Raw genomic sequence first — 20489 nt, 5'->3', positions numbered from 1 at the left:
AACCCTCATTAGCCTCATTGCGCTATAAACTATGTCACACATTTTTTAGTAGTTAGGAGCATCAGCACATGCAACTGGGGATTATTGGACTAGGCCGCATGGGCGGGAATATTGCACGGCGCCTGATGCTCAATGGGCATACCACCGTTGTTTACGACCGTAACGAAGCATTTGTAAAAGGCTTGAGCGAAGAGGGCGCCACTGGCGTTGCTGACCTTAAGGCCCTGGTTGCCGGGCTGCAAAAGCCACGCACCGTGTGGGTAATGTTGCCGGCAGGCGCGCCTACCGAAGACACCATCAACGAACTGAGCACACTGCTGGAAGACGGTGATGCAATCATCGACGGCGGCAACACCAACTATAAGGACGACGTTCGCCGGGCCAAGGCGCTGGCGGAAAAAGGCCTGCACTATGTCGACGTCGGTACTTCCGGCGGCGTCTGGGGCCTGGAGCGTGGCTACTGCATGATGATCGGTGGCGATACCGGGACCGTGCAGCGCCTTGATCCTATCTTCAAGAGCCTGGCCCCGGGCCTGGGCAACATTCCGCGCACCAAGGACCGTTCTGCCAGCGCTGACCCTCGCGCCGAGCAGGGCTATATCCACGCCGGCCCTGCGGGCTCCGGGCATTTCGTCAAGATGATCCACAATGGCATCGAATACGGGATGATGCAGGCGTTCGCCGAGGGTTTTGACATCCTCAAGACCAAGAATTCGGAAAACCTGCCGCAAGACCAGCGTTTCGACCTGAACGTTGCCGATATTGCCGAAGTCTGGCGCCGTGGCAGTGTGGTGTCGTCCTGGCTGCTGGACCTGACCGCCGACGCCTTGGCCACCGACCCGAAACTCGACGGTTACTCCGGTTCCGTTGCCGACAGTGGCGAAGGCCGCTGGACCATCGAAGCCGCCATGGAACAAGCCGTGCCAGTGCCCGTACTGTCCACCTCGCTGTTCGCCCGATTCCGCTCGCGCCAGCAGAGCACGTACGGTGACAAAATGCTCTCAGCCATGCGCTTCGGCTTTGGTGGTCACGTGGAGACTTCCAAAAAATGACCGCCAACGGCAAAAAAACCAAGGCCGAACCCGCACCTCCGACCACCTTGTTTCTGTTTGGCGCCCATGGCGACCTGGTCAAGCGCCTGCTCATGCCGGCGCTGTACAACCTCAGTCGTGATGGGCTGCTGGGCGACGGCTTGCGCATCGTCGGCGTTGATCACAACGCGATCAGCGACGCCGATTTCGCCAAGAAACTTGAAGACTTCATTCGCACCGAAGCGGCGAGCAAGGTCAAGGGGAATGCGGATAACGCCCTGGACCCACAATTGTGGGCGCAGTTAGCCAAGGGCATCAGCTACGTCGAGGGTGATTTTCTCGACGACAGCACCTACGCCGACATCGGCAAGAAGATCGCCGACAGCGGCACCGGCAACGCGGTGTTCTACCTGGCCACCGCACCGCGTTTTTTCAGCGACGTGGTGCAGCGCCTGGGCAGTGCTGGCCTGCTGACGGAAACCGATGACAGCTTCCGTCGCGTGGTGATCGAAAAACCTTTCGGCTCCGACCTGGCCACCGCCGAAGCGCTGAATGCCAGCCTGCTCAAAGTGATGAGCGAGAAGCAGATCTATCGCATCGACCATTACTTGGGCAAGGAGACGGTGCAGAACATCATGATCAGCCGTTTCTCCAACGTGCTGTTCGAAGCGTTCTGGAACAACCATTACATCGACCACGTGCAAATCACCGCCGCCGAAACCGTCGGCGTTGAAACCCGTGGCAATTTCTTCGAGAAGACCGGCACCCTGCGCGACATGGTACCCAATCACTTGTTCCAACTGCTGGCAATGGTGGCGATGGAGCCACCTGCCGCCTTTGGTGCCGACGCCGTGCGCGGTGAAAAAGCCAAGGTGATTGGCGCCGTACGCCCCTGGTCATTGGAAGATGCGCGGACCAACTCGGTACGCGGGCAGTACACCGCCGGTGAAATCGGCGGTAAGCCACTGCCGGGTTACCGCGAAGAAGCCAACGTTGCACCTGACAGCAGCACTGAGACCTTCGTCGCCCTCAAGGTGATGATCGACAACTGGCGCTGGGTCGGCGTGCCGTTCTACCTGCGCACCGGCAAGCGCATGAGCGTGCGCGACACCGAAATCGTGATCTGCTTCAAGCCGGCACCCTATGCACAGTTTCGCGATACCGAAGTCGATGAGCTCAAGCCCACCTACCTGAAAATCCAGATCCAGCCGAATGAAGGCATGTGGTTCGACCTGCTGGCAAAAAAGCCCGGGCCGACCCTGGACATGGCCAACATCCAGCTGGGTTTTGCCTACAAGGACTTCTTCGAGATGCAGCCCTCGACCGGGTACGAAACCCTGATCTACGACTGCATGACCGGCGACCAGACCTTGTTCCAGCGTGCGGACAACATCGAAAACGGCTGGCGCGCCGTGCAGCCCTTCCTCGATGCATGGCAGGAAGATGACGGGATCCAGGCCTACAAGGCGGGTGAAGATGGGCCTGCAGCCGCCGATGCGTTGCTGGCCCGTGATGGCCGTGCCTGGCACAGCCTCGGATGAGTGATGCAGCGATTCATCCCATCCGTTTTATCCTCAGTGATGTGGACGGCACGTTGTTGCATCCTGATCACAGCCTCAGCCAGCGCACTGCCGATGCCGTGCGCGCCTTGCGCGACAGTGGGGTGTTTTTCAGCCTGGCCAGCGGGCGACCGCCCAAGGCCATGCTGCACCTGATCGAAACCTTCGGCATCGATGTGCCGGTGGCGGGCTTTAACGGTGGCACGCTGATCAACCCGGATGGCAGCATCCTGGTCGCCCACCATCTGCCGGCAGAAGCGGCGCTGGTCACCCTGGCGCTGTTTTCAGCGGAGCCGGAGGTGGAAGTGTGGGTGTTTGCCGATGGCGACTGGCTGCGCCGTGACCCGCCAGGGCCGATGGAGCAGCGCGAAGCCGATGGTCTGGGATACGGGCCGGTAGTGGTGGAGAGTTTTGAGCCGTACCTGGACCGGATCGACAAGATTGTCGCTGCCAGCAACAACACGCAATTGCTGGTGGAGCTGGAAGCGCAGCTGCAGCCCAAGGTGCAGGGGTTGGCCCAAGTGTCACGCTCGCAACCGGTGTACCTGGATGTCACCGCGATGTTGGCCAACAAGGGCGAGGCCTTGAAAACCCTGGCGGCGCACCTTGGGGTCCCCTTGGAGCAGACGGCGGCTATCGGCGATGGTGGCAATGACCCGGCGATGTTTCATGTAGCCGCGTTATCGATTGCCATGGGGCAGGCTGAAGAAACCGTCAAGCGCCAGGCCAGTGTGGTCACTGGCAGCAATCTCGAAGACGGCGCTGCCGAAGCGATCGAGCGGTTTATTCTCGCGAAGCGATAAGCGGTTTTCGCTCTAACACTGAACTTGCGCTCATTTAAACCGATGAGCGCAAGTTACAGCGTTGGATTACTTGGGCATTGCCCAGGATTGCAACTGATGGCCATCTTTATCGAGCTCGGCACGGGCTTGCAACAGCAAGTTTTCCAACTGCGTCGGGTCGGTATAGGCACTTGAGGACAGTTGTTTGCTGCCGATGCGGGTATTGGTGCGGTCGATGACACTCAGGCTCAGGGCGCCGTTGCCATCGTGCCAAGCCACGCACTGAAAGGGTTGGAAGGCACGGTCTGCGATCAAAAGAGCTTCGTTGATGCGGAGCGGGGCGTTCATGTGGGTTCTCTCTCATTGCCCATTCAAGTGAGTGCCGGCGGTTGGGCTGACCGTGCGGCGGGTTACTTGTACTGATGCACGATGGCCGGGTACGGGTCACATATTAGAACAACTATTTTCAACATTTAGTGATTAACGTCATGTAAGCGGCTGTTTTGAAAGCTGATTGAAAGTTTCAGCGTCGCGTAACTTTTATCGGCTCGAACGCAGGGAGATGGCTTTCTGCCCAGACTTATAGCGAAACGTTACAAGGACTGCGTCAAGACCTTGCTAGGGTTAGCAACAGACGTTCCAAACTGTTGTTTCTAAATAAATTTAATGATTTTGACGCCAAGGAACAGTCATGGGTGGACCCCCCGTTCAACGCCGATTGCTAGTAGTTGATCCTTGTGATGACTGCCACGGGCTGCTGCCCGGTTTGCGCACGGCGGGGTGGGAAGTCGACAGTTGCAGCTTGGACGCGGTGGGCGACCGATCCTGCGACGTCGGCCTACTGCGCTTGCAGCCCGCTCACCTGGAACGACCCGAAGCCGTCAAAGAGCTGATCGGCCGCAGTGGGACCGAATGGATCGCCGTGCTCGACCAGGATGTGCTACGGCTGCAGAACTTCGGTGACTTTGTCTGCGAATGGTTCTTTGACTTCCATACCTTGCCCTTCGACGTCGCCCGCGTGCAGGTGACCCTGGGCCGTGCCTTTGGCATGGGACGGTTGCGGGGCAAGGGCCATACCCCGGTGGACGAGCCCGAGCACGAATTGCTCGGTGACAGCCGGCCCATTCGCGAACTGCGCAAATTATTGTCGAAACTGGCGCCTACCGAATCTCCCGTGTTGATTCGAGGCGACAGCGGCACCGGCAAAGAGCTGGTGGCCAAGACCCTTCATCGCCAATCCCAGCGGCATGCCAAGCCGTTTGTGGCGATCAACTGCGGTGCGATCCCTGAACACTTGATTCAATCCGAATTGTTCGGCCATGAAAAAGGTGCGTTCACCGGCGCCCATCAACGCAAGGTCGGGCGAATCGAGGCGGCCAATGGCGGCACGTTGTTCCTGGATGAAATTGGCGATCTGCCGATGGAGCTGCAAGCCAATCTCTTGCGGTTTCTCCAGGAAAAGCAGATCGAGCGGGTCGGCGGCAGCCAGCCGATCCCGGTGGATGTGCGGGTATTGGCCGCCACCCACGTCGACCTGGAAGCCGCGGTGGAGAAGGGCACCTTTCGCGAAGACTTGTATTACCGCCTCAATGTCCTGCAAGTGGTGACCGCACCGTTGCGCGACCGCCATGGCGACATCGCGATGCTGGCCAACCACTTTTCACGTTTCTACAGTCAGGAAACCGGTCGTCGCCCGCGTAGTTTCAGTGATGACGCCCTCGTCGCGATGGGCGAGCACTCTTGGCCTGGCAATGTGCGCGAGTTGGCCAACCGCGTACGCCGCGGGCTGGTGCTCGCCGAAGGACGCCAGATCGAAGCCGTTGATCTGGGGTTGCACGGCCAGCAGGCAATTTCGCCGCCCATGGCTACACTGGAAGACTATAAGCACCGCGCCGAACGCCAGGCGCTGTGCGACGTGCTCAATCGGCACAGCGACAACTTGAGTGTGGCGGCCCGTGTACTGGGCGTTTCCCGGCCCACGTTCTACCGGTTGCTGCACAAACACCAGATCCGCTAGGGCGGGTAAACCGAAAAGCCCCGCAACGACCCTTATCGTTGCGGGGCTTTTCCTTGTGCGCCGTATTTACTTGGGCTGCGTGGTGTCAGAAGTAGTACGGGAATTTCAGGCTAAACGTAAAGTCCGGCGCATCATCCGTCATCCCGATCGCCAGGTTAGGCACGATCGTCAGGTTTTCCGTCGCCGCAATCGTCATGCCCACGTTGAAGTAACCCGCGTTGGCATCGCTGGACACCACCGACTGCCAGTCCCCACCGTTAGGCTTAAGCTTGCTCTTGCGCTGGATCAGGTCGGACACCGAGAACGACATACTCATCTTCTCGTTCAGCGCGAAGGCCACACCAAGGCCGAGCTGGAAGCTGTCACCCAGGCTGACCTTGCCGCCGACCTTCTGGTTGACGTCACTGCTGATATCGTCAAACGACTCCTCGAAGTTATGGGTATACGACAGCGAGCCAAACAGCACGGCCGGGTCGAACGTCTTGACCAGCGAGATACCCGGCGTGATCGACCACACCCCGTTACCCGTAGGCAGGTTTTCCGGCACATACAGGTTGTCGTTGGCGGTAGACCGCACCAGCTTGATGCCAAACGGTTCTTTGCCCGTAGGCGCTTTGACGCGTACCGACACCACCGCATCCGGCAGGGTCGGGGTTTCGTCGAGGAACTTGTAGGCCACACCGAAGTTGACGTCGCCGATGGTCGGGTCTCGACTCACCGATTCTTCCGAGGTGGCGTTGGCGTTGTTGCCGGCACCGCCGGACTGGTAGGTCGATTCGCGGTACACCACCGGCACGTTCACGTCGAACTGCCAACGGTTGTCGACGTTGTAGCGGCCGGTCAGGTCCAGGGTCCAGTTATCCGACTTGATCCGGTCCAGGTTGATATTGCCCAGGAAGATCGAGTCCAGCGCCAGGAAGCCGTTGAGCGTAAGTTGGCGAGCGTCGTAGCGCGCATAGGTCACACCGGTTTCAAAGCTGAACTTGCCATTGCCAAAAAAGCCGCTGGCCTCGTTGTAGAGGTTGCTCACGCTTTGCGCCGGCGCCGAATCGTCCTTGAGCGACTGACCGTAGGAACTGCCACCACCTCCCGCACCGCCTGATGCCGCTGCCGCGCCGGTACCGGCGACAGTTGTGCCGCTGGCCTTCTGAAAGTCTGCCGGGGATTTGGCCAGGCGTTTGGGCGCCGGTGTGGCCGGTTGGTCCTCGACTTGACGAACCCGCTGCTCCAACACCGCCAAGGCTTTTTGTTGTACTTCGTACCGCTGCTTGAGTTCCAGAAGTTCCTGTTTGAGGGTTTCGATATCGGCGTCTGGCGCGGCATACAACATGGATGCGGGCAAGAGCGTACTTAAACAGACCACCGCGCGTAGCGATAACGATCGATGCATGAAATAAGCCGTCCTTTTCTAATGCGAAAGTGTCGAGGGTCAGCGTAGTTCAATACCCGAGAGTACGTAGGCCTTTGAGTTGGTCCAGATTGCAGTTCAATGCCGGGTTGGTCAGGCCGTTGTTCATCACCACATTGAGCTGGGTCATGTTGGTGACGAAGTTTCTATCGCCGGTCAACACCGTGCCTTGGAGCACTTGCCCGCCGCCAATCTGCTGGAGGCTGTTGCCCTGGTTATGATTGCCTTGGATCGCCATCTGCAAGCCGCCATTGTTGGCCGATACGCTCACACGGCCGGCCGCGCTGTCGCCGCTGACTGTGCCACCTGCCACCAGCACTTGCCCCGATTGCACGATGTTGGACGGGGCGAAGCCATTCTCTGTGACGTTGATACCGACATTGTTGTAGGCGGTGTTGCCATCGCCGGCGGTGCGTACGCTTTGGGTCACGCCCGTGCCGGTGCCCAGGCCTGCGCCCCCGACCACGTTACCGGTGCCGGTATTCTGGTGGGTGCCCGTGCCGGACGAGCCGGTGGTCTGCACGTAAAACTGCGGTGTGAGGGTGGACGAGTCGACTTGCATGCTGGCCTTGCCGGTGATGGTGTCGCCTATGGCATTGGTCCAGGTGCTGCTCATGACAATACCGAAACTGATAATCCGCCCCGGCATCACATACCGGCCGCGCAGTTCGGCCATTTCCGAATCCTTGAGCTCAATCGGCTTGAACCCCGATGAAGCATAAGCGGGCATTGAGGCTGCCAGACACAAGACCGTCAGCCAACGGGAAGTGTTCATCTCTTGCTCCTGGAGCGTCCTGCCCCTTGTTGCGCTTCTTAGAAGAAGTCGCTCTGGATGAAACCGAAGTCCATCAGCTCGGCATCGCCTACGGGCCTGAACTCATTCAACTGGTTCTTGGCGGTCAGTGGCGTGGGCGGGTCAAGCAAGGCGTTGGCCTTGTCGTAGCCTTCACCCAGCACGGCGAAGACGATGCCATTCCAGCCTTTGACGAAGTCGTCGTGTGAATAGCGCTTGTGGCCCAGCACTGGGTCACCGACATAGACCCACTCCTTGTCCGCGCGCTGCAACACCACGAAGTGCTTGTAGCCACGAATTTCCAGCAACACCACCACGGGGATCTTCACGGTCGCCAGGGTATCTGGCCCGATTTTGTAGCCCCGGGCACGCATGCCGATGCTTTCGAGGTAGCGCTTCATGTCCAGCATGGAAAAGCCCTGGGTACGTACCAGGTCCTGGTCTGCATTGACCAGCATGCCTTTGATGACGTGGTCTTCGTCTACGTCGAGCCAATAGCCCTGGCGCAGGATGGTGGCGAGTGCCGCAGCACCGCAGCTGAAATCGGTTTTCTGTTCCACCAGGTTGGCGAACCGGCGTTCACGGATACTCTCGACCTTTTTGTAGATGACTGCACCGCCAGGCATGGCGGAGATCGCCATGGTGCCTGCCCAGGTAGGGCCGGTGAGCAGCATCAAGAGGCTGAGGGTTGCTAAGCGCATGATCGTATGACCTGCTGGGTACTGATACAAAAACCAGGAAATAAAAAAGGGCCTTGTTGCCAAGGCCCCGTTGGATCAGAAGCGCACGCCGCTGGCGCAGACGCTGCAACCCTGGCCGATCGACAGGCTGTTGCTGCCTTGGTTGCCGGCACCGGATTGAAGGTTCACACCCACGTTGCCGGAGTTGCGGTTAATCGAGTTGTCGGCGCTGGAGTTGTTCGACACGTATTGAGGTTTGCCGTAATGGCCGTACCCGCTAGCGGCGGTATTGAGGTAGTTGTTGGCGAGCGAGTTTTGCTCGGTGTTGGCGGCGGCTGCGATGTTTTTGCCATCAGCCGTGGTGATTGCCAGGTTGTTTTTGCCTTGGTTGCCTTGACCGGCCTGGCCGTTGTAGCCCAGGTTGCCGGAGTTACCGTTAGCCGATCTATCCAAGGAGGCGTTGTTTTGAGTGCCTTTGTTGACGAAGTTGTTCAGGCCGCTGTTTTGATTCACATCGACTACGGCAAACACGGTGGCGAAGTCGCCTTTGGCGCTGGAGATGGCGCCAGAGTTGTCTGCCTGGTTACCGCTGCCGGCTTGAACGTTCACACCGACGTTACCGCTGTTCCCGGTTACCGAGTCATCGGCAGAGGCGTTATTTTCGGTTTTGGTGTCGTCGAACTTGTTGCCCGCGCTGTTTTGTACATCCGTAACCACGGCGGCAACAGTACCGGTTGGCTGAGGCGCTGGGTGCCAGCCACCAGCTTGAGCGGCGGCAGCCATGAGTGCGGCGAGAGCGAAAACCATTGGTTTCAGAGCCATTTGAGGTTTCATGGTGTTTCTCCTTGCTTCTAATTAGTTGGTTAAGTGTTGGTACGGTCTAACGTGTGCTACCAAGCGGTTACTTGATAGTGATGCCCAGGGTGTTAGCCACTCGGTTCCCCACCCCTGCACTCTGGTTCACCTGAATCACTCCTCGGCTGCCGGTGAAGGCCTGGTCGCTTGTCACGACCTGGCGGCTGCCAGTGGTGGGGGTGAGCCCTGAGTCGGTTGCCAGCGTCGTCGTGTTCTGTTGCAACAGGACGCTGTCGTCGATGCTTTGCGGGCCAGGGTTGATGCTGATCCGCACGGCATTGATTGATTGGTTATTGGCCCCGGCGGACTGGTTGATGCCCACCATGCCGTTGCCATTGGTAAAAGAAGTGCCCTCGATCGACGCCTTGGCGTTCAGGGAGGGGTCGACCTTACCGTTCATGTTCTGGATGTTGCTGGTGGTGGCCTGGCCACCGAGTGCGACGGCACGGTTGTTGGCCATCTGCTGCTGATTGCCCGCCGCCTGGTTGATCATTACGTTGCCGTTGTAGTCTTTGCCGCTGTTGTTGATCACCGCGGTGTTGTCGGCCATGGCCGCCGCGCTGCCCAGCAGGGCCAGAAGCAGCAGGGAACGTTTCATTATTTGCCCCCCATCATGCTGCCGATGTTGTTCAGAGGGGCCATGCCACGCTGGATCGAATCGTTGATCTGCCCGCCCACGGAGGCGCCTGCACCATGGCTGACGGCGGCGCCGGAACCGAGTGTCGACACGCTGCCTTGGGTATTATTCAAACCGGGGATGTTGCCGTTTGGGATGATGGCGTGGGTGATGCTTGAGCCGCTGCTGATGCCACCGATGTCCATGTCACTGAGCTCGCCGGTGGACCCCAGGATCTCGCGGCTCGGGTTGGCATTGGCGGTGGAGGGGTAGGGGTCTTTGCCAAATGCAGATCGGCCATACATGTGGCCCTGTACGTCGCGGCCAGTCACGATAACGCCGTCACCCGCATAGCTCGGAACACTGAGGCCGGCACTGAGTGCACAGCTGATCAGCAAAACGTTCATCGAACCTTGAGTGAATGTATTCACGGCGGCATTCCTTATTCTTCGCGCTGACCCTAAACAGCGCTGTAAGGGATAGAGCAGAAGCCGTGCCGCTTTTTATTTAGCCTTGGTATTCAATGTGTTATGGGAATTGATGGGCAAAGTGATGGCATCGCTGTTTCATCCATGAAACAGCACCCTGCGTGGGCCCACAGACTTAGCCACTGCGCAAACGCTTCACTGGCTGTATCAGCGTTGTAACAACACGTATGACAAAACGGTGAATGCGCTGAGCACGGGCGATTCAGGGCAGGGGGGTGTTAAAAAAATGGACACTTGTGTCGCGACAGCGCCCAGGCGAGCAGGCAGGGGTCAGCCTTTGGGTGTTTTACGCGGAATAGAATTGAGTACGGGGTTGCCGTCCTGGTTCTGGGTCAAGTACACCGGCAAAACCTTGGGCAGGGAGGGAATGAGGTTATTGACCTCATCAATGTTGTAGATACCACCGATGCGTATTGCACCGGTCGTGGCGTCGGCCAGCATCACCGGTTTGCTCAGGTAGCGGTTGATCAGCGGCAACGCGTCGGCCAGGGCCAGGTTGTCGAGGATCAGCTTGCCCTGGCGCCAGGCCAGCGCGGTGTCATTGGGGTTGATCGTGCGCACGCGTGGCGTGGCATCACCCTGCTGGTAGCTGGCCTGCATGCCGGGTGTCAGGGGCACGCTTCCGTGGACTTGGTCGCTGGCAATCTGCACCGAGCCTTCGAGCAACATCACCCGCACCTGGTCTTCATATTTCCAGACGTTGAACTGGGTACCCGTGACACGCACCTGGCCATTGCCTGCGTGCACAATGAACGGATGGGCGCTGTCATGGCTGACCTTGAAGAACGCTTCGCCTTTTTTCAGCGTGACCCGACGTTGGTCCTTGTAGTTGCTGTAGACCAACTCGGTACCCAGGTTGAGTTCCACCTGGCTGCCATCGTCGAGGATGACCTGGCGCAGGTCATTAGCGGCCTCGAAGCGCTCATAGGAACTGGGCAACCAACCGGCTTCCCAGCCAGTGAAGGCGGTCAGGGGCAGGGCGCCCAGGCAGATCGCCGCAGCCACCGCATAGAGGCGCGACCGGCTACGGGGCTTGAACGGCACCACCGTCGGTGTGGTGTCGTGGCGTGGCAGGTGGTCCGCAACGTCCCAGATCTCCAGCATTGCCGCGTATTCGAAGGCGTGCAGCGGGTGCGAATCGTGCCATTGGGCAAAAGCCTGACGCTCACTCGCGGTGCAATCACCCGCGTGCAGGCGCATGCACCAATGCGCGGCGGCGTCGGTGATGGCGTCATATTCGGCTTCTGAAATGGACTTTTCGCTCATTAACTCATCCTGATTTCTTACATTCTAACCTCCCAGGGTGGACCGCGAGAACAGCCATCATGGCGATTGCACATCAATTGGAACTTATTCTCGTTTGAAAGCACCTAAGAAATTCAGGACATTTCCCACAATGGAGTACGAAAATGCTGAAGAAAACCTTAGTCGCTTTGTGTGCAACCTCTGCGCTGATCAGCGCCGGTGCAGCCCTTGCCGATAAGCCGGGGGCGGGTTGGATCCCGATCGAGAAGGCGATTGAAGTCGCCAAGACCAAAGGCGGATACGTCGAGGTGTACGCCGCCGAGGCAGACGACAATGGCTACTGGGAAGTCAAAGGCCGCAAGTCTGACGGCACCGTGTATGAAGCCCGCATTGATGGCGCCTCGGGCAATATCCTGCGCGACCAGAAAGACTGATACCCCCCTCGGGGGCCTGTTCAGGCCCCCGGACCCAGCTTGCACACACGCCAACGGGGCAGATTGCCCAAGCCTCTCAATTACCCATTTTTCGACGGCCACAGGCGGCTCACGGCTTTGACGCGCGGCGTCGGTGTCGGTGTAGTCATCAGCTGCTCGAGATCCTTCAGGGTCAAGCCCAGCGCGCGCTCTGTCTCAAGAGTGTTTGCGAGTGATCGGGCGCAGGAACTCATCGAAAAAATACGCAGGAGTTACGCTTGCCATGGGTTGCTCTCTCAGCACCAGGGGGCTGTCTCGAGCGCAAGATTAGGCAGCGATGGTGCCGTTGCAGCGCTAGATAACGGATGCAAACACAAGTGCTCTGGCAAACGTTGATTGACAGCAGGCGCAAGCCGCGTTGTTTAATCACAGGCTCGAGTCTCCCGTCTTGTCGCCCCTTCCAATCATAATTCGGAGCTTCAGATGTCTACGCCGTCCAAGGTCGTTGAGAGTTCCAATGTCTCCATTAGCTTCAGTGCGCTGGTGGCCTTGTTGCAACAGGTCTTTGAGCGCCATGGCACCTCGCCTGAGGTGGCTGCGATCCTCGCCCACAATTGTGCCAGCGCTGAACGCGACGGCGCCCATAGCCATGGCATTTTTCGTATTCCCGGTTATCTCAGTACCCTGGCCAGCGGCTGGGTGGATGGCCGTGCGGTGCCGCAGGTTACCGACGTGGCCTCGGGGTTTGTGCGGGTAGATGCCGCCAACGGCTTTGCCCAGCCGGCCCTGGAAGCTGCCCGTGCACTGCTGGTGGAAAAAGCCAGGAGTGCCGGGATCGCCTTAATGGCGATCCATAACTCCCATCATTTCGCGGCCTTATGGCCGGATGTCGAACCGTTCGCCGAGCAGGGGCTGGTGGCGTTGAGCGTGGTCAACAGCATGACCTGCGTGGTGCCCCACGGCGCCGACCGCCCGCTGTTCGGCACCAACCCTATCGCCTTCGCAGCCCCACGCGCCGATGGTTTACCTATCGTATTTGACTTGGCCACCAGCGCTATCGCCCATGGTGACGTGCAGATTGCCGCGCGCAAAGGGGAGCGTTTGCCTCTGGGCATGGGCGTTGATGGGTTGGGTCAGCCGACTCAGGACCCCAAGGCGATTCTTGAAGGGGGCGCCCTGTTGCCGTTTGGCGGGCACAAGGGGTCGGCGCTTTCGATGATGGTCGAACTGCTGGCCGCGGCGTTGACCGGCGGGAACTTCTCGTTTGAATTCAACTGGTCCGATCATCCTGGAGCGCGTACGCCATGGACAGGGCAGTTGCTGATTGTGATCGACCCCAGCAAGACCGCAGGGCAGAGCTTCGCCGAGCGCAGCCAGGAGCTGGTGCGACAGATGCATGCGGCAGGGTTGCGGCGTCTGCCGGGAGATCGGCGGCACCGGACGCGGCTCAGGTCCGAGCAGGAAGGGATCGTCTTGGACGCTGAGGAGTTGCAAGGCCTGCGGGCTTTGGCCGCCGGCTGAGCAGGCTGCGCCATGGGCGCAGCCTTTTTATACATCAGTTGCGACGACCCAACAGCAGGCCTACCACCAGGCCAAAGCCTGCGGAAATCGCAACGGTCTGCCAAGGGTGGCCACCGATGTAGGTTTCGGTGGCATCCACCACTGGCTTGCTGCGTTCGCGCACGTTGGACACCGAATCCAGCGCCTGCTTGAGCTTGATGGCGACCTGTTCGCGCAGGGTTTCGCCTTCTTCGCCTACCAACGACGCGCTGCTTTTGAGCAGTTTGTCCGATTCTTCGATCAGCGCCGTCAGTTCACTGAACGCTTGATCCTTGATTTGCTCTTCGACGGCTTGGGCGGCAGATTTGCGGGCCATTGTGTGACTCCTTGCAGGTGAATGTGACAGTGAACAATGGAGTGTCGGGCGTTGGTAAAAGTTGCAGTTTTTTTGCCTGCACCCACTCCCGAGCAAAATCCGAATCAGGATGTTTCGACCTACAGTGTAAGATGTCGTCTATTTGTACAGCAGGAAATTCAACATGAGCTTTAATCTCGCCAACAAGACCCTCGCCGAACGTGCCGAGCTGGAAGATGAAAAGTCGCGCCTCTATGACCTGTGGCAAAGCAACCTGGGCAAGGCCAAGGGCGAGGCCGCGCGGTTGTTCGGCGAACGCGCCAAGCGCAAGGGCAAGTGGGCCGAGTGGGTGCGTGCCGAGCTTGACGGTATGTCGCCGCCAGAGTTTTCCAACATGGTGCGCAGTGAGGTCAACAAGTTGATGGCGGCGACCAAGTAAAGCTCGCCACAATCGCTTCACGCACTTTCAGTAACAGCGGATCGAGCTGCGCCTGGGTTCGCCAGCCCAGCTCGATCGGGTAGCGCGGCAGGGCCAGCGGGCACGCCAGTACGCGCAAACCGGTCATCGCACCGATGACTTCGGCGGCGTGGCCGGGAATAGTCGCAACCGCCTGGCTGCCCTTGAGCAAAAACGGCAGCGCGGCGAAGTGGCTGGTAGACGCACACACCTGACGACTGAGGCCCTGCGCCGCCAAGCCCTCGTCGGTAATCCCGATAAACCCGCCTGACGACACCAGCACATGCTCGCGGGTGACGAACTCGTCCAGGCTCATGCTTGGCTGGTCGGCGTCCACCAGGCAGCGATAATCACCTTCCCCCAACACTTGGCGACTCAGCCTGCTGTGCGCGAACCCGCCTGCGGTAATCGCCAGGTCCAACGTGCGCTCAAGCAGCGCTCCGGCCACGATCTGGCTGTGGGTCTGACGGAAAATCACCCGCAGTCTTGGTGCGCGTCGGGTAATTTCATCCATCAGCCGTCGGCCGTAGGCTATTTCGAAGTCATCGGACAAACCCAGCACCACGGACCGGCCCTGATATTGCTGATTGTCCGGATTAACCATGGCCAGGCTCTGTCGGCAGCGGTCCAGCGCTTCACTGATCAGCGGTTTCAACTGGTTCGCCCGCAAGGTCGGCGCCAGGCCGCGTCCGGTACGCACGAATAATTGATCGCCATACACCTCGCGCAGGCGCCGCAAACCTGCGCTGATGGCCGATTGTGTAACGCCCAGGCGCAATGCCGCGCGGCTGGCGCTGGACTCATCATGCAGGGCTTCGAAGGTTTTCAGCAGGTTCAGGTCGACCTGGGTGATATTCATTTGGCTCATATCATTCAGCACTGAAGTGGGCTTTATTCATGATCGAGGCTGACGGGAGAATGGGCAACCCCTGACTTCGGAGTGATCGTGATGCCTGTATCGACTGTAGCGGCCCTGCAAATTGGGTCCTTGCCGGGTGGCAAGGCTGAAACCCTGGCGCAGATCCTCGCCTATGAAGACGAAATATCGCGCAGCGGCGCGCAATTGGTGGTGATGCCCGAGGCATTGCTGGGTGGCTATCCCAAAGGCGAGGGCTTCGGCACGCAGCTGGGATATCGCCTGCCCGAGGGGCGGGAAGCCTTTGCCCGATATTTTGCCAATGCCATCGATGTGCCGGGCGCCGAGACCGAAGCGCTGGCCGGCCTGTCGGCGCGTACCGGTGCCAGCCTGGTGCTTGGCGTGATCGAGCGCAGTGGCAGCACGTTGTATTGCACGGTGTTGTACTTCGAACCGGCGGGTGGCTTGGTCGCCAAGCACCGTAAATTGATGCCTACCGGCACCGAACGACTGATCTGGGGCAAGGGCGATGGCTCAACCTTGCCGGTAATCGATACGGCAGTCGGGCGCATCGGCGGCGCGGTGTGTTGGGAAAACATGATGCCGCTGCTGCGCACGGCGATGTACGCCAAGGGTGTGGAAGTGTGGTGCGCACCGACAGTGGACGAGCGTGAGATGTGGCAGGTGAGCATGCGCCATGTGGCTCATGAGGGGCGCTGCTTTGTGGTCAGTGCGTGTCAGGTGCAGGCTTCGCCCGAGGCGCTGGGGGTGGCGGTGGCCAACTGGCCGTCGGAGCGTCCGTTGATCGCGGGCGGCAGCGTGATTGTCGGGCCGATGGGCGATATTTTAGCGGGGCCTTTGCTGGGTAAGGCGGGGTTGTTGACGGCGCAAATCGATACGGCTGACCTGGTGCGAGCGCGGTATGACTATGACGTGGTGGGGCACTACGCCCGGCCGGATGTGTTCGAGCTGACGGTGGATGAACGAGCGAAGCCGGGCGTGCGCTATATCACGGACTGAAACGCGGTAGAAAAATGGGTTTTCATTGGCTGAGGGATTTGGATTTCAGCCATTCATCGCGGGTCATTTCCCAGATGTCTTTTGGGAAGCTGCCCTCGACAAACTCGCCTTTCTCCGTCCTGATCAAACGCATGCCTGTGCGTTCGGAGATGCGCCGCGATCCCCGGTTAGGCGCGGCCTTGGGCACGCGCATCACCGGGCGTTTAAGCACACCAAACCAGTAGTCGGTCACCGCCGCGCTGGCTTCACTCATCAACCCTTGCCCCTGCCACTGTGGGCCGAGCCAGAAGCCTCGGTTGTTGTCCGGCTCATCCATCAAGCTGACATTGCCGATCAACTGCTCCGGCGCGCTTTTCAAGCGGATCGACCAGTGCCATTCCTCGCCACGGGCCATGGCGGGCAGGGCGATCTGTTCCAGGTAAGCGTGTGCACCATTGGCCGGGTAAGGCCACGGCACCAGGGCGTTCAGGTAGCGCACCACTTGCCAATGGGGGAACTGCTGTTGGATTCCCTCTGCATCGTCGAGGGTCAGCGGGCGCAGGATCAGGCGGTCAGTCAGCAATACAGGCTGCATGGCGTTTACCAGGTCACCGTATTCGGGAGGTCCAGCGTGCCACGGTCGACAAAGCGCATCGTACCGAACAAGCCACCCGCCAGTTTGCCCCGCAGCACGTAGGGCAGGTTGTTCAAGCTTTGGGTTTGGCTCAGGCCCAAGGTCTGGCGCAACACGGAAAACGCCGAAACACTCACCGGCACCATCAGCACCGTCTCGGAAAACCGAGGGATAGACCCGCTCTGATCACTCACCCCAGACGCCAACGGCCGTCCATTGACCTCCAGGTCCAGGGCCACGCCGTTGTAGTCAATCGCCGTTTCATTGGGGTTTTGCACCCGCAGCTTCACGGCAAAGCGTACTTCCAGATCCTGGCTTTGCAGGGGTTCGATGCCCACCACGTTGATGTTCACCGGGTCGCGATTGGGGAACAGCGCGCAGGCGCTCAGGGTCAGCAGCAGTAGCGATAGAACCATGAGCTTGCGCATATAACAGTGCTCCTATTTCGTGACGTCCGGGTCCTGCATCACCTTGAGGGTCGAGGACTCCGGATCAAATTCATCTTCTTCCAGCTCTATGAACTCTTCCGGCAGGAAAATGTTCAGCAGGATTGCACAGAATGCGCCCACGGTGATCGGCGATTCGAAGATGTTGTGCAGCGCCTTGGGCAGCTCGCGCAGTACTTCCGGCACAGCGGCAACGCCCAGGCCCATGCCCAGGGAGATCGCCACGATCAACACATTGCGTCGGTGCAACCCGGCTTCGGCGAGGATCTTGATACCCGCCACGGCCACGGTGCCGAACATGATCAGGGTCGCGCCGCCCAATACCGGCTTGGGCATCAATTGCAGCACCGCGCCGATCATCGGGAACAGCCCCAGCAACACCAGCAGGCCGGCGATAAAGTACGCCACGTAGCGGCTCGCCACGCCGGTCAACTGGATCACGCCGTTGTTCTGGGCGAAGGTCACCATCGGCAGGCTGTTGAAGGTGGCCGCCATCGCCGAGTTGAGGCCATCGGCCAACAGGCCGGACTTGATGCGCTTGATATACAGCGGGCCCTTGACCGGCTGTTGGGAAATCATCGAATTGGCGGTCAGGTCGCCCGCCGCTTCCAGGGGCGAAATCAGGAAGATCACCGCGACCGGGATAAACGCCACCCAGTCGAACGAGAACCCGTACTTGAAGGGCACCGGCACGCTGATCAACGGCACCTGTGGCAGTGCCGCCAGGTCCACACGGCCCATCAGCCAGGCCACCACGAAGCCCAGGGTCAGGCCGATCACGATGGACCCCAGGCGCAGGAACGGGTTGTTAAAACGGTTGAGCACCACGATGGTCAGCAGTACCAGCGCTGCCAGGCCCATATTGCTGGCGGCGCCGAGGTCGCTGGCGCCAAAGCCGCCGGCCATGTCGGTCACCGCGACTTTGATCAGTGACAACCCCATCAAGGTAATGATGGTGCCGGTGACCACCGGGGTGATCAGCTTGCGCAGCTTGCCGATGAACTGGCTCAGCACCACTTCGATAAATGCCGCGAAAAAGCAGATGCCGAAGATCGTCGAGAGGATCTCATCCGTGCCGCCGCCCCGGGCCTTGACCATAAAACCCGCGCTGAGAATCACACTGATAAAGGAAAAACTGGTGCCCTGCAGGCACAGCAAACCCGAGCCAATCGGACCGAATTTGCGTGCCTGTACAAAGGTGCCGAGCCCCGACACAAACAGCGCCATGCTCACCAGGTAGGGCACTTCGCTTTCCAGGCCCAGCACGCCACCGACGATCAACGTGGGCGTAATGATGCCGACAAAGCTGGCCAGCACATGCTGCAACGCGGCAAAAATCGCCGCAGTGAAGTGTGGGCGGTCTTCCAGGCCGTAGATCAGGTCGGATTTATAGCGCGGGCGGGGGGCTTGAGCGTCAGACAAAATGCGGGCTCGGGTCAGAAAATGGAGGCGCAGGATGCCAGAAATGGCCAGTCGTCAGAAGTGTAAATAAATATTTATAAAACCCTGCGTAAAACGTCGAAGCCTGCCGATACCTCGTATAGGCCCACATATCAATAACAACAGTGGTGACCAAGGTTTGAGCAGCGCGTTGACGCTGACAGATCGTTTCGCGGCAGGGATGCTCGCAAACACTATTTCTGAGAGCTGCCCCCTATGTCCCTTCGTCAGCTGAATATTGCCCCACGAGCGTTTCTCGGATTCGCGTTCATTGCACTGTTAGTGGTTGTTTTGGGGGTGTTTGCGGTCAACCGCATGACGCAGATACGCCAGTCCTCCATGGACATGGGGACCAACCAACTGCCCAGCGTGACGTTCCTGGGCAACATCACTGAAAACGTGCTGCGCCTTCGCATCCTGTCGTTCCGTGTGCTGGTCAATCGCGAACCGGCCGCCCTGCAGGAAGCCGAAACCCGCATAGGTGTGTTAGCTGATAAGGTCAAGAAGGCCCAGGCTGGCTACGACGAGCTGCCTTCCGGCCCGGAGGAGGCGGCCGTGTACAACGCGTTTGTCACGACGCTGGACAACTACCTCAAGGCCCAGGCTGAGATGCTTGCCCTGTCCAAGCAAGGCAAGGTCGATGAAATGCGCGCCCTGATCAACAGTCGCATCAAGGACGGCACCGACCAGATGGGCGAACAGTTGAACAAGCTGATCGCGCTCAACGCGGCCGATGCCAAGACCGCCGATGCCGAAGCAGGGCAGAGCTATGAAGGTGCGATTACCGGCGTTATTGCCGTTTCGGTCGCTTCCGCATTGCTCACCGTGCTGCTGGCCTGGCTGCTCACCCGCAGCATCGTCACGCCGCTGCGCAAGGCCCTGGCAGTCGCCGAAACCATCGCCAGTGGTGACCTCAGCAAACCCATCGAAGACGATGGCAAGGATGAGCCGGCGCGGTTGCTCAGTGCGCTGGCAGCCATGCAAACCAACCTGCGCCAGACCATCCAGCATATCGCCGGTTCGGCCACGCAACTGGCCTCCGCTGCTGAAGAGTTGAGCGCGGTCACCGAGGAAGCCTCCAAAGGCCTGCAACAACAGAACAATGAAATCGACCAGGCCGCGACGGCAGTCAACGAGATGACCGCCGCTGTGGAAGAAGTCGCACGAAATGCTGTGTCGACGTCCGAAGCGTCCGGGCAGTCCAACCAGGCCGCGCGCGAAGGCCGCGACCGAGTGATGGACACCGTCGGTGCGATCCAGACCATGACCCAGGACGTGCAAAATACCGCCGTGATGATCGAAGGCCTGGCTACCCAGGGCCGCGACATCGGTAAGGTACTCGACGTGATCCGCGCGATTGCCGAGCAGACCAACCTGCTGGCGCTCAACGCCGCCATCGAAGCGGCGCGTGCCGGTGAAGCCGGGCGTGGCTTTGCGGTGGTGGCCGATGAAGTGCGGGCCTTGGCCCATCGCACCGCCCAGTCCACTCAAGAGATTGAGAAAATGGTCGCCGGTATCCAGAACGGCACCGGTGAAGCCGTGCAATCGATGCAGCAGAGCAACCAACGCACCCAAAACACCCTGGAAATGGCCCGCGCCGCCGGGGTGGCTTTGGAGCAGATCACCCAATCCATCAGCCTGATCAACGAACGCAACCTGGTGATCGCCAGTGCCTCGGAAGAGCAGGCCCAGGTCTCCCGCGAAGTGGACCGCAACCTGGTGAACATCCGCGACCTGGCGACTCAGTCTGCAGCAGGTGCCAACCAGACCAGCGCGGCCAGCCATGAGCTGTCGCGGTTGGCAGTGGATTTGAATGGGATGGTGGCGCGGTTTGTGATCTAACAGTCACTGCACGTCAACTGTGGGAGCTGGCTTGCCTGCGATAGCAATCTGTCAGTCAGTACTTCAATGACTG

The 20489-nt window shown here is 59.6% G+C and carries 22 protein-coding genes; 9 read left to right on the top strand and 13 right to left on the bottom strand.

Features of this window, described 5'->3' with window-relative positions; all coding sequences use genetic code 11:
• Positions 1–68 precede the first annotated feature (68 nt).
• Genes gnd through JBO08_RS21355 form a run of 3 tightly spaced genes read left to right on the top strand, consistent with a single transcriptional unit; the run spans position 69 to position 3393 of the window.
• The gene (gene gnd / locus JBO08_RS21365; RefSeq protein WP_065876379.1) at positions 69–1052 is read left to right on the top strand and encodes a phosphogluconate dehydrogenase (NAD(+)-dependent, decarboxylating); all 984 of its coding nucleotides are present in this window, start codon (positions 69–71) and stop codon (positions 1050–1052) included.
• The gene (gene zwf / locus JBO08_RS21360; protein WP_065876378.1) at positions 1049–2572 is read left to right on the top strand and encodes a glucose-6-phosphate dehydrogenase; all 1524 of its coding nucleotides are present in this window, start codon (positions 1049–1051) and stop codon (positions 2570–2572) included. Before gnd ends, zwf begins: the two co-directional genes overlap by 4 nt.
• A complete protein-coding gene (locus tag JBO08_RS21355) occupies positions 2569–3393 on the top strand; it encodes a Cof-type HAD-IIB family hydrolase (protein ID WP_065876377.1) in 825 nt (274 codons plus the stop codon). The genes zwf and JBO08_RS21355 overlap by 4 nt, the downstream gene beginning before the upstream one ends.
• 66 nt (positions 3394–3459) lie before the next feature.
• Here JBO08_RS21355 and JBO08_RS21350 read toward each other — a convergent pair whose 3' ends face one another.
• A complete protein-coding gene (locus JBO08_RS21350; RefSeq protein ID WP_065881580.1) occupies positions 3460–3720 on the bottom strand; it encodes a hypothetical protein in 261 nt (86 codons plus the stop codon).
• Positions 3721–4063: 343 nt separating this feature from the next.
• On the opposite strand from JBO08_RS21350, the gene JBO08_RS21345 reads away from it, so the two are divergent.
• On the top strand, positions 4064–5389 hold the full coding sequence (locus JBO08_RS21345) for a sigma-54 dependent transcriptional regulator (protein ID WP_065876375.1): 1326 nt from the start codon (positions 4064–4066) through the stop codon (positions 5387–5389).
• Between the two features lie 85 nt (positions 5390–5474).
• On the opposite strand, the gene JBO08_RS21340 is transcribed toward JBO08_RS21345, so the two are convergent.
• From JBO08_RS21340 to JBO08_RS21310, 7 genes are all read right to left on the bottom strand, one after another.
• Entirely contained in the window at positions 5475–6779 is a 1305-nt protein-coding gene (locus JBO08_RS21340) for a hypothetical protein (protein WP_065876374.1), read from the bottom strand.
• Between the two features lie 49 nt (positions 6780–6828).
• Complete coding sequence (locus JBO08_RS21335) at positions 6829–7572, bottom strand: hypothetical protein (RefSeq protein ID WP_065889705.1); 744 nt, start codon at positions 7570–7572, stop codon at positions 6829–6831.
• Positions 7573–7610: 38 nt separating this feature from the next.
• Positions 7611–8291 (bottom strand): C39 family peptidase, encoded by a 681-nt coding sequence (locus JBO08_RS21330; RefSeq protein WP_065876372.1) that lies wholly within the window; start codon positions 8289–8291, stop codon positions 7611–7613.
• Between the two features lie 75 nt (positions 8292–8366).
• A complete protein-coding gene (locus tag JBO08_RS21325) occupies positions 8367–9104 on the bottom strand; it encodes a hypothetical protein (protein ID WP_065881575.1) in 738 nt (245 codons plus the stop codon).
• A 67-nt stretch (positions 9105–9171) separates the two neighbouring features.
• Complete coding sequence (locus JBO08_RS21320; RefSeq protein ID WP_065876370.1) at positions 9172–9723, bottom strand: adhesin; 552 nt, start codon at positions 9721–9723, stop codon at positions 9172–9174.
• Positions 9723–10172 (bottom strand): hypothetical protein, encoded by a 450-nt coding sequence (locus JBO08_RS21315; protein ID WP_065876369.1) that lies wholly within the window; start codon positions 10170–10172, stop codon positions 9723–9725. The genes JBO08_RS21320 and JBO08_RS21315 overlap by 1 nt, the downstream gene beginning before the upstream one ends.
• A gap of 327 nt (positions 10173–10499) precedes the next feature.
• The gene (locus JBO08_RS21310; protein ID WP_065876368.1) at positions 10500–11495 is read right to left on the bottom strand and encodes a FecR family protein; all 996 of its coding nucleotides are present in this window, start codon (positions 11493–11495) and stop codon (positions 10500–10502) included.
• A 143-nt stretch (positions 11496–11638) separates the two neighbouring features.
• Between JBO08_RS21310 and JBO08_RS21305 the strand changes: the two genes are divergently transcribed.
• Complete coding sequence (locus JBO08_RS21305; protein WP_065876367.1) at positions 11639–11908, top strand: PepSY domain-containing protein; 270 nt, start codon at positions 11639–11641, stop codon at positions 11906–11908.
• 462 nt (positions 11909–12370) lie between these two features.
• On the top strand, positions 12371–13408 hold the full coding sequence (locus JBO08_RS21300; RefSeq protein ID WP_065876366.1) for an Ldh family oxidoreductase: 1038 nt from the start codon (positions 12371–12373) through the stop codon (positions 13406–13408).
• A gap of 34 nt (positions 13409–13442) precedes the next feature.
• On the opposite strand, the gene JBO08_RS21295 is transcribed toward JBO08_RS21300, so the two are convergent.
• Entirely contained in the window at positions 13443–13763 is a 321-nt protein-coding gene (locus tag JBO08_RS21295; protein WP_010172915.1) for a YqjD family protein, read from the bottom strand.
• A gap of 163 nt (positions 13764–13926) precedes the next feature.
• On the opposite strand from JBO08_RS21295, the gene JBO08_RS21290 reads away from it, so the two are divergent.
• Positions 13927–14181: a hypothetical protein gene (locus JBO08_RS21290; RefSeq protein ID WP_049708634.1), complete on the top strand. Its 255-nt coding sequence runs from the start codon at positions 13927–13929 to the stop codon at positions 14179–14181.
• Here the strand turns inward: JBO08_RS21290 and JBO08_RS21285 are convergent.
• Positions 14153–15067, bottom strand: a complete 915-nt coding sequence (locus JBO08_RS21285; protein ID WP_065889707.1) for a LysR family transcriptional regulator — start codon at positions 15065–15067, stop codon at positions 14153–14155. The two genes, JBO08_RS21290 and JBO08_RS21285, sit on opposite strands and share 29 nt — an antisense overlap.
• A gap of 81 nt (positions 15068–15148) precedes the next feature.
• Between JBO08_RS21285 and JBO08_RS21280 the strand changes: the two genes are divergently transcribed.
• Positions 15149–16075, top strand: a complete 927-nt coding sequence (locus JBO08_RS21280) for a carbon-nitrogen hydrolase family protein (RefSeq protein WP_065876364.1) — start codon at positions 15149–15151, stop codon at positions 16073–16075.
• Positions 16076–16097: 22 nt separating this feature from the next.
• On the opposite strand, the gene JBO08_RS21275 is transcribed toward JBO08_RS21280, so the two are convergent.
• From JBO08_RS21275 to JBO08_RS21265, 3 genes are read right to left on the bottom strand one after another with little or no spacing between them, the layout of a single operon-like run.
• On the bottom strand, positions 16098–16649 hold the full coding sequence (locus JBO08_RS21275; protein WP_065889709.1) for a GNAT family N-acetyltransferase: 552 nt from the start codon (positions 16647–16649) through the stop codon (positions 16098–16100).
• Between the two features lie 5 nt (positions 16650–16654).
• On the bottom strand, positions 16655–17116 hold the full coding sequence (locus JBO08_RS21270) for an LEA type 2 family protein (protein ID WP_025857294.1): 462 nt from the start codon (positions 17114–17116) through the stop codon (positions 16655–16657).
• Between the two features lie 12 nt (positions 17117–17128).
• Complete coding sequence (locus JBO08_RS21265) at positions 17129–18556, bottom strand: nucleobase:cation symporter-2 family protein (RefSeq protein ID WP_065876362.1); 1428 nt, start codon at positions 18554–18556, stop codon at positions 17129–17131.
• A 234-nt stretch (positions 18557–18790) separates the two neighbouring features.
• Here JBO08_RS21265 and JBO08_RS21260 point away from each other — a divergent pair, with 234 nt between their 5' ends.
• Positions 18791–20416 (top strand): methyl-accepting chemotaxis protein, encoded by a 1626-nt coding sequence (locus JBO08_RS21260; protein WP_065881563.1) that lies wholly within the window; start codon positions 18791–18793, stop codon positions 20414–20416.
• Positions 20417–20489: the final 73 nt, after the last annotated feature.

This window comes from Pseudomonas sp. LAP_36, assembly GCF_019456785.1.
In the GTDB taxonomy this organism is placed as follows: domain Bacteria; phylum Pseudomonadota; class Gammaproteobacteria; order Pseudomonadales; family Pseudomonadaceae; genus Aquipseudomonas; species Aquipseudomonas tritici.
This window is presented reverse-complemented; position numbering and strand designations above follow the sequence as displayed.

Excerpts from the sequence above, each read along its gene's own strand:
- gnd (WP_065876379.1), top strand. The coding sequence starts at position 69 with ATGCAACTGGGGATTATTGGACTAGGCCGCATGGGCGGGAATATTGCA.
- zwf (WP_065876378.1), top strand. The coding sequence starts at position 1,049 with ATGACCGCCAACGGCAAAAAAACCAAGGCCGAACCCGCACCTCCGACC.
- JBO08_RS21355 (WP_065876377.1), top strand. The coding sequence starts at position 2,569 with ATGAGTGATGCAGCGATTCATCCCATCCGTTTTATCCTCAGTGATGTG.
- JBO08_RS21350 (WP_065881580.1), bottom strand. The coding sequence starts at position 3,720 with ATGAACGCCCCGCTCCGCATCAACGAAGCTCTTTTGATCGCAGACCGT.
- JBO08_RS21345 (WP_065876375.1), top strand. The coding sequence starts at position 4,064 with ATGGGTGGACCCCCCGTTCAACGCCGATTGCTAGTAGTTGATCCTTGT.
- JBO08_RS21340 (WP_065876374.1), bottom strand. The coding sequence starts at position 6,779 with ATGCATCGATCGTTATCGCTACGCGCGGTGGTCTGTTTAAGTACGCTC.
- JBO08_RS21335 (WP_065889705.1), bottom strand. The coding sequence starts at position 7,572 with ATGAACACTTCCCGTTGGCTGACGGTCTTGTGTCTGGCAGCCTCAATG.
- JBO08_RS21330 (WP_065876372.1), bottom strand. The coding sequence starts at position 8,291 with ATGCGCTTAGCAACCCTCAGCCTCTTGATGCTGCTCACCGGCCCTACC.
- JBO08_RS21325 (WP_065881575.1), bottom strand. The coding sequence starts at position 9,104 with ATGAAACCTCAAATGGCTCTGAAACCAATGGTTTTCGCTCTCGCCGCA.
- JBO08_RS21320 (WP_065876370.1), bottom strand. The coding sequence starts at position 9,723 with ATGAAACGTTCCCTGCTGCTTCTGGCCCTGCTGGGCAGCGCGGCGGCC.
- JBO08_RS21310 (WP_065876368.1), bottom strand. The coding sequence starts at position 11,495 with ATGAGCGAAAAGTCCATTTCAGAAGCCGAATATGACGCCATCACCGAC.
- JBO08_RS21305 (WP_065876367.1), top strand. The coding sequence starts at position 11,639 with ATGCTGAAGAAAACCTTAGTCGCTTTGTGTGCAACCTCTGCGCTGATC.
- JBO08_RS21300 (WP_065876366.1), top strand. The coding sequence starts at position 12,371 with ATGTCTACGCCGTCCAAGGTCGTTGAGAGTTCCAATGTCTCCATTAGC.
- JBO08_RS21295 (WP_010172915.1), bottom strand. The coding sequence starts at position 13,763 with ATGGCCCGCAAATCTGCCGCCCAAGCCGTCGAAGAGCAAATCAAGGAT.
- JBO08_RS21290 (WP_049708634.1), top strand. The coding sequence starts at position 13,927 with ATGAGCTTTAATCTCGCCAACAAGACCCTCGCCGAACGTGCCGAGCTG.
- JBO08_RS21285 (WP_065889707.1), bottom strand. The coding sequence starts at position 15,067 with ATGAGCCAAATGAATATCACCCAGGTCGACCTGAACCTGCTGAAAACC.
- JBO08_RS21280 (WP_065876364.1), top strand. The coding sequence starts at position 15,149 with ATGCCTGTATCGACTGTAGCGGCCCTGCAAATTGGGTCCTTGCCGGGT.
- JBO08_RS21275 (WP_065889709.1), bottom strand. The coding sequence starts at position 16,649 with ATGCAGCCTGTATTGCTGACTGACCGCCTGATCCTGCGCCCGCTGACC.
- JBO08_RS21270 (WP_025857294.1), bottom strand. The coding sequence starts at position 17,116 with ATGCGCAAGCTCATGGTTCTATCGCTACTGCTGCTGACCCTGAGCGCC.
- JBO08_RS21260 (WP_065881563.1), top strand. The coding sequence starts at position 18,791 with ATGTCCCTTCGTCAGCTGAATATTGCCCCACGAGCGTTTCTCGGATTC.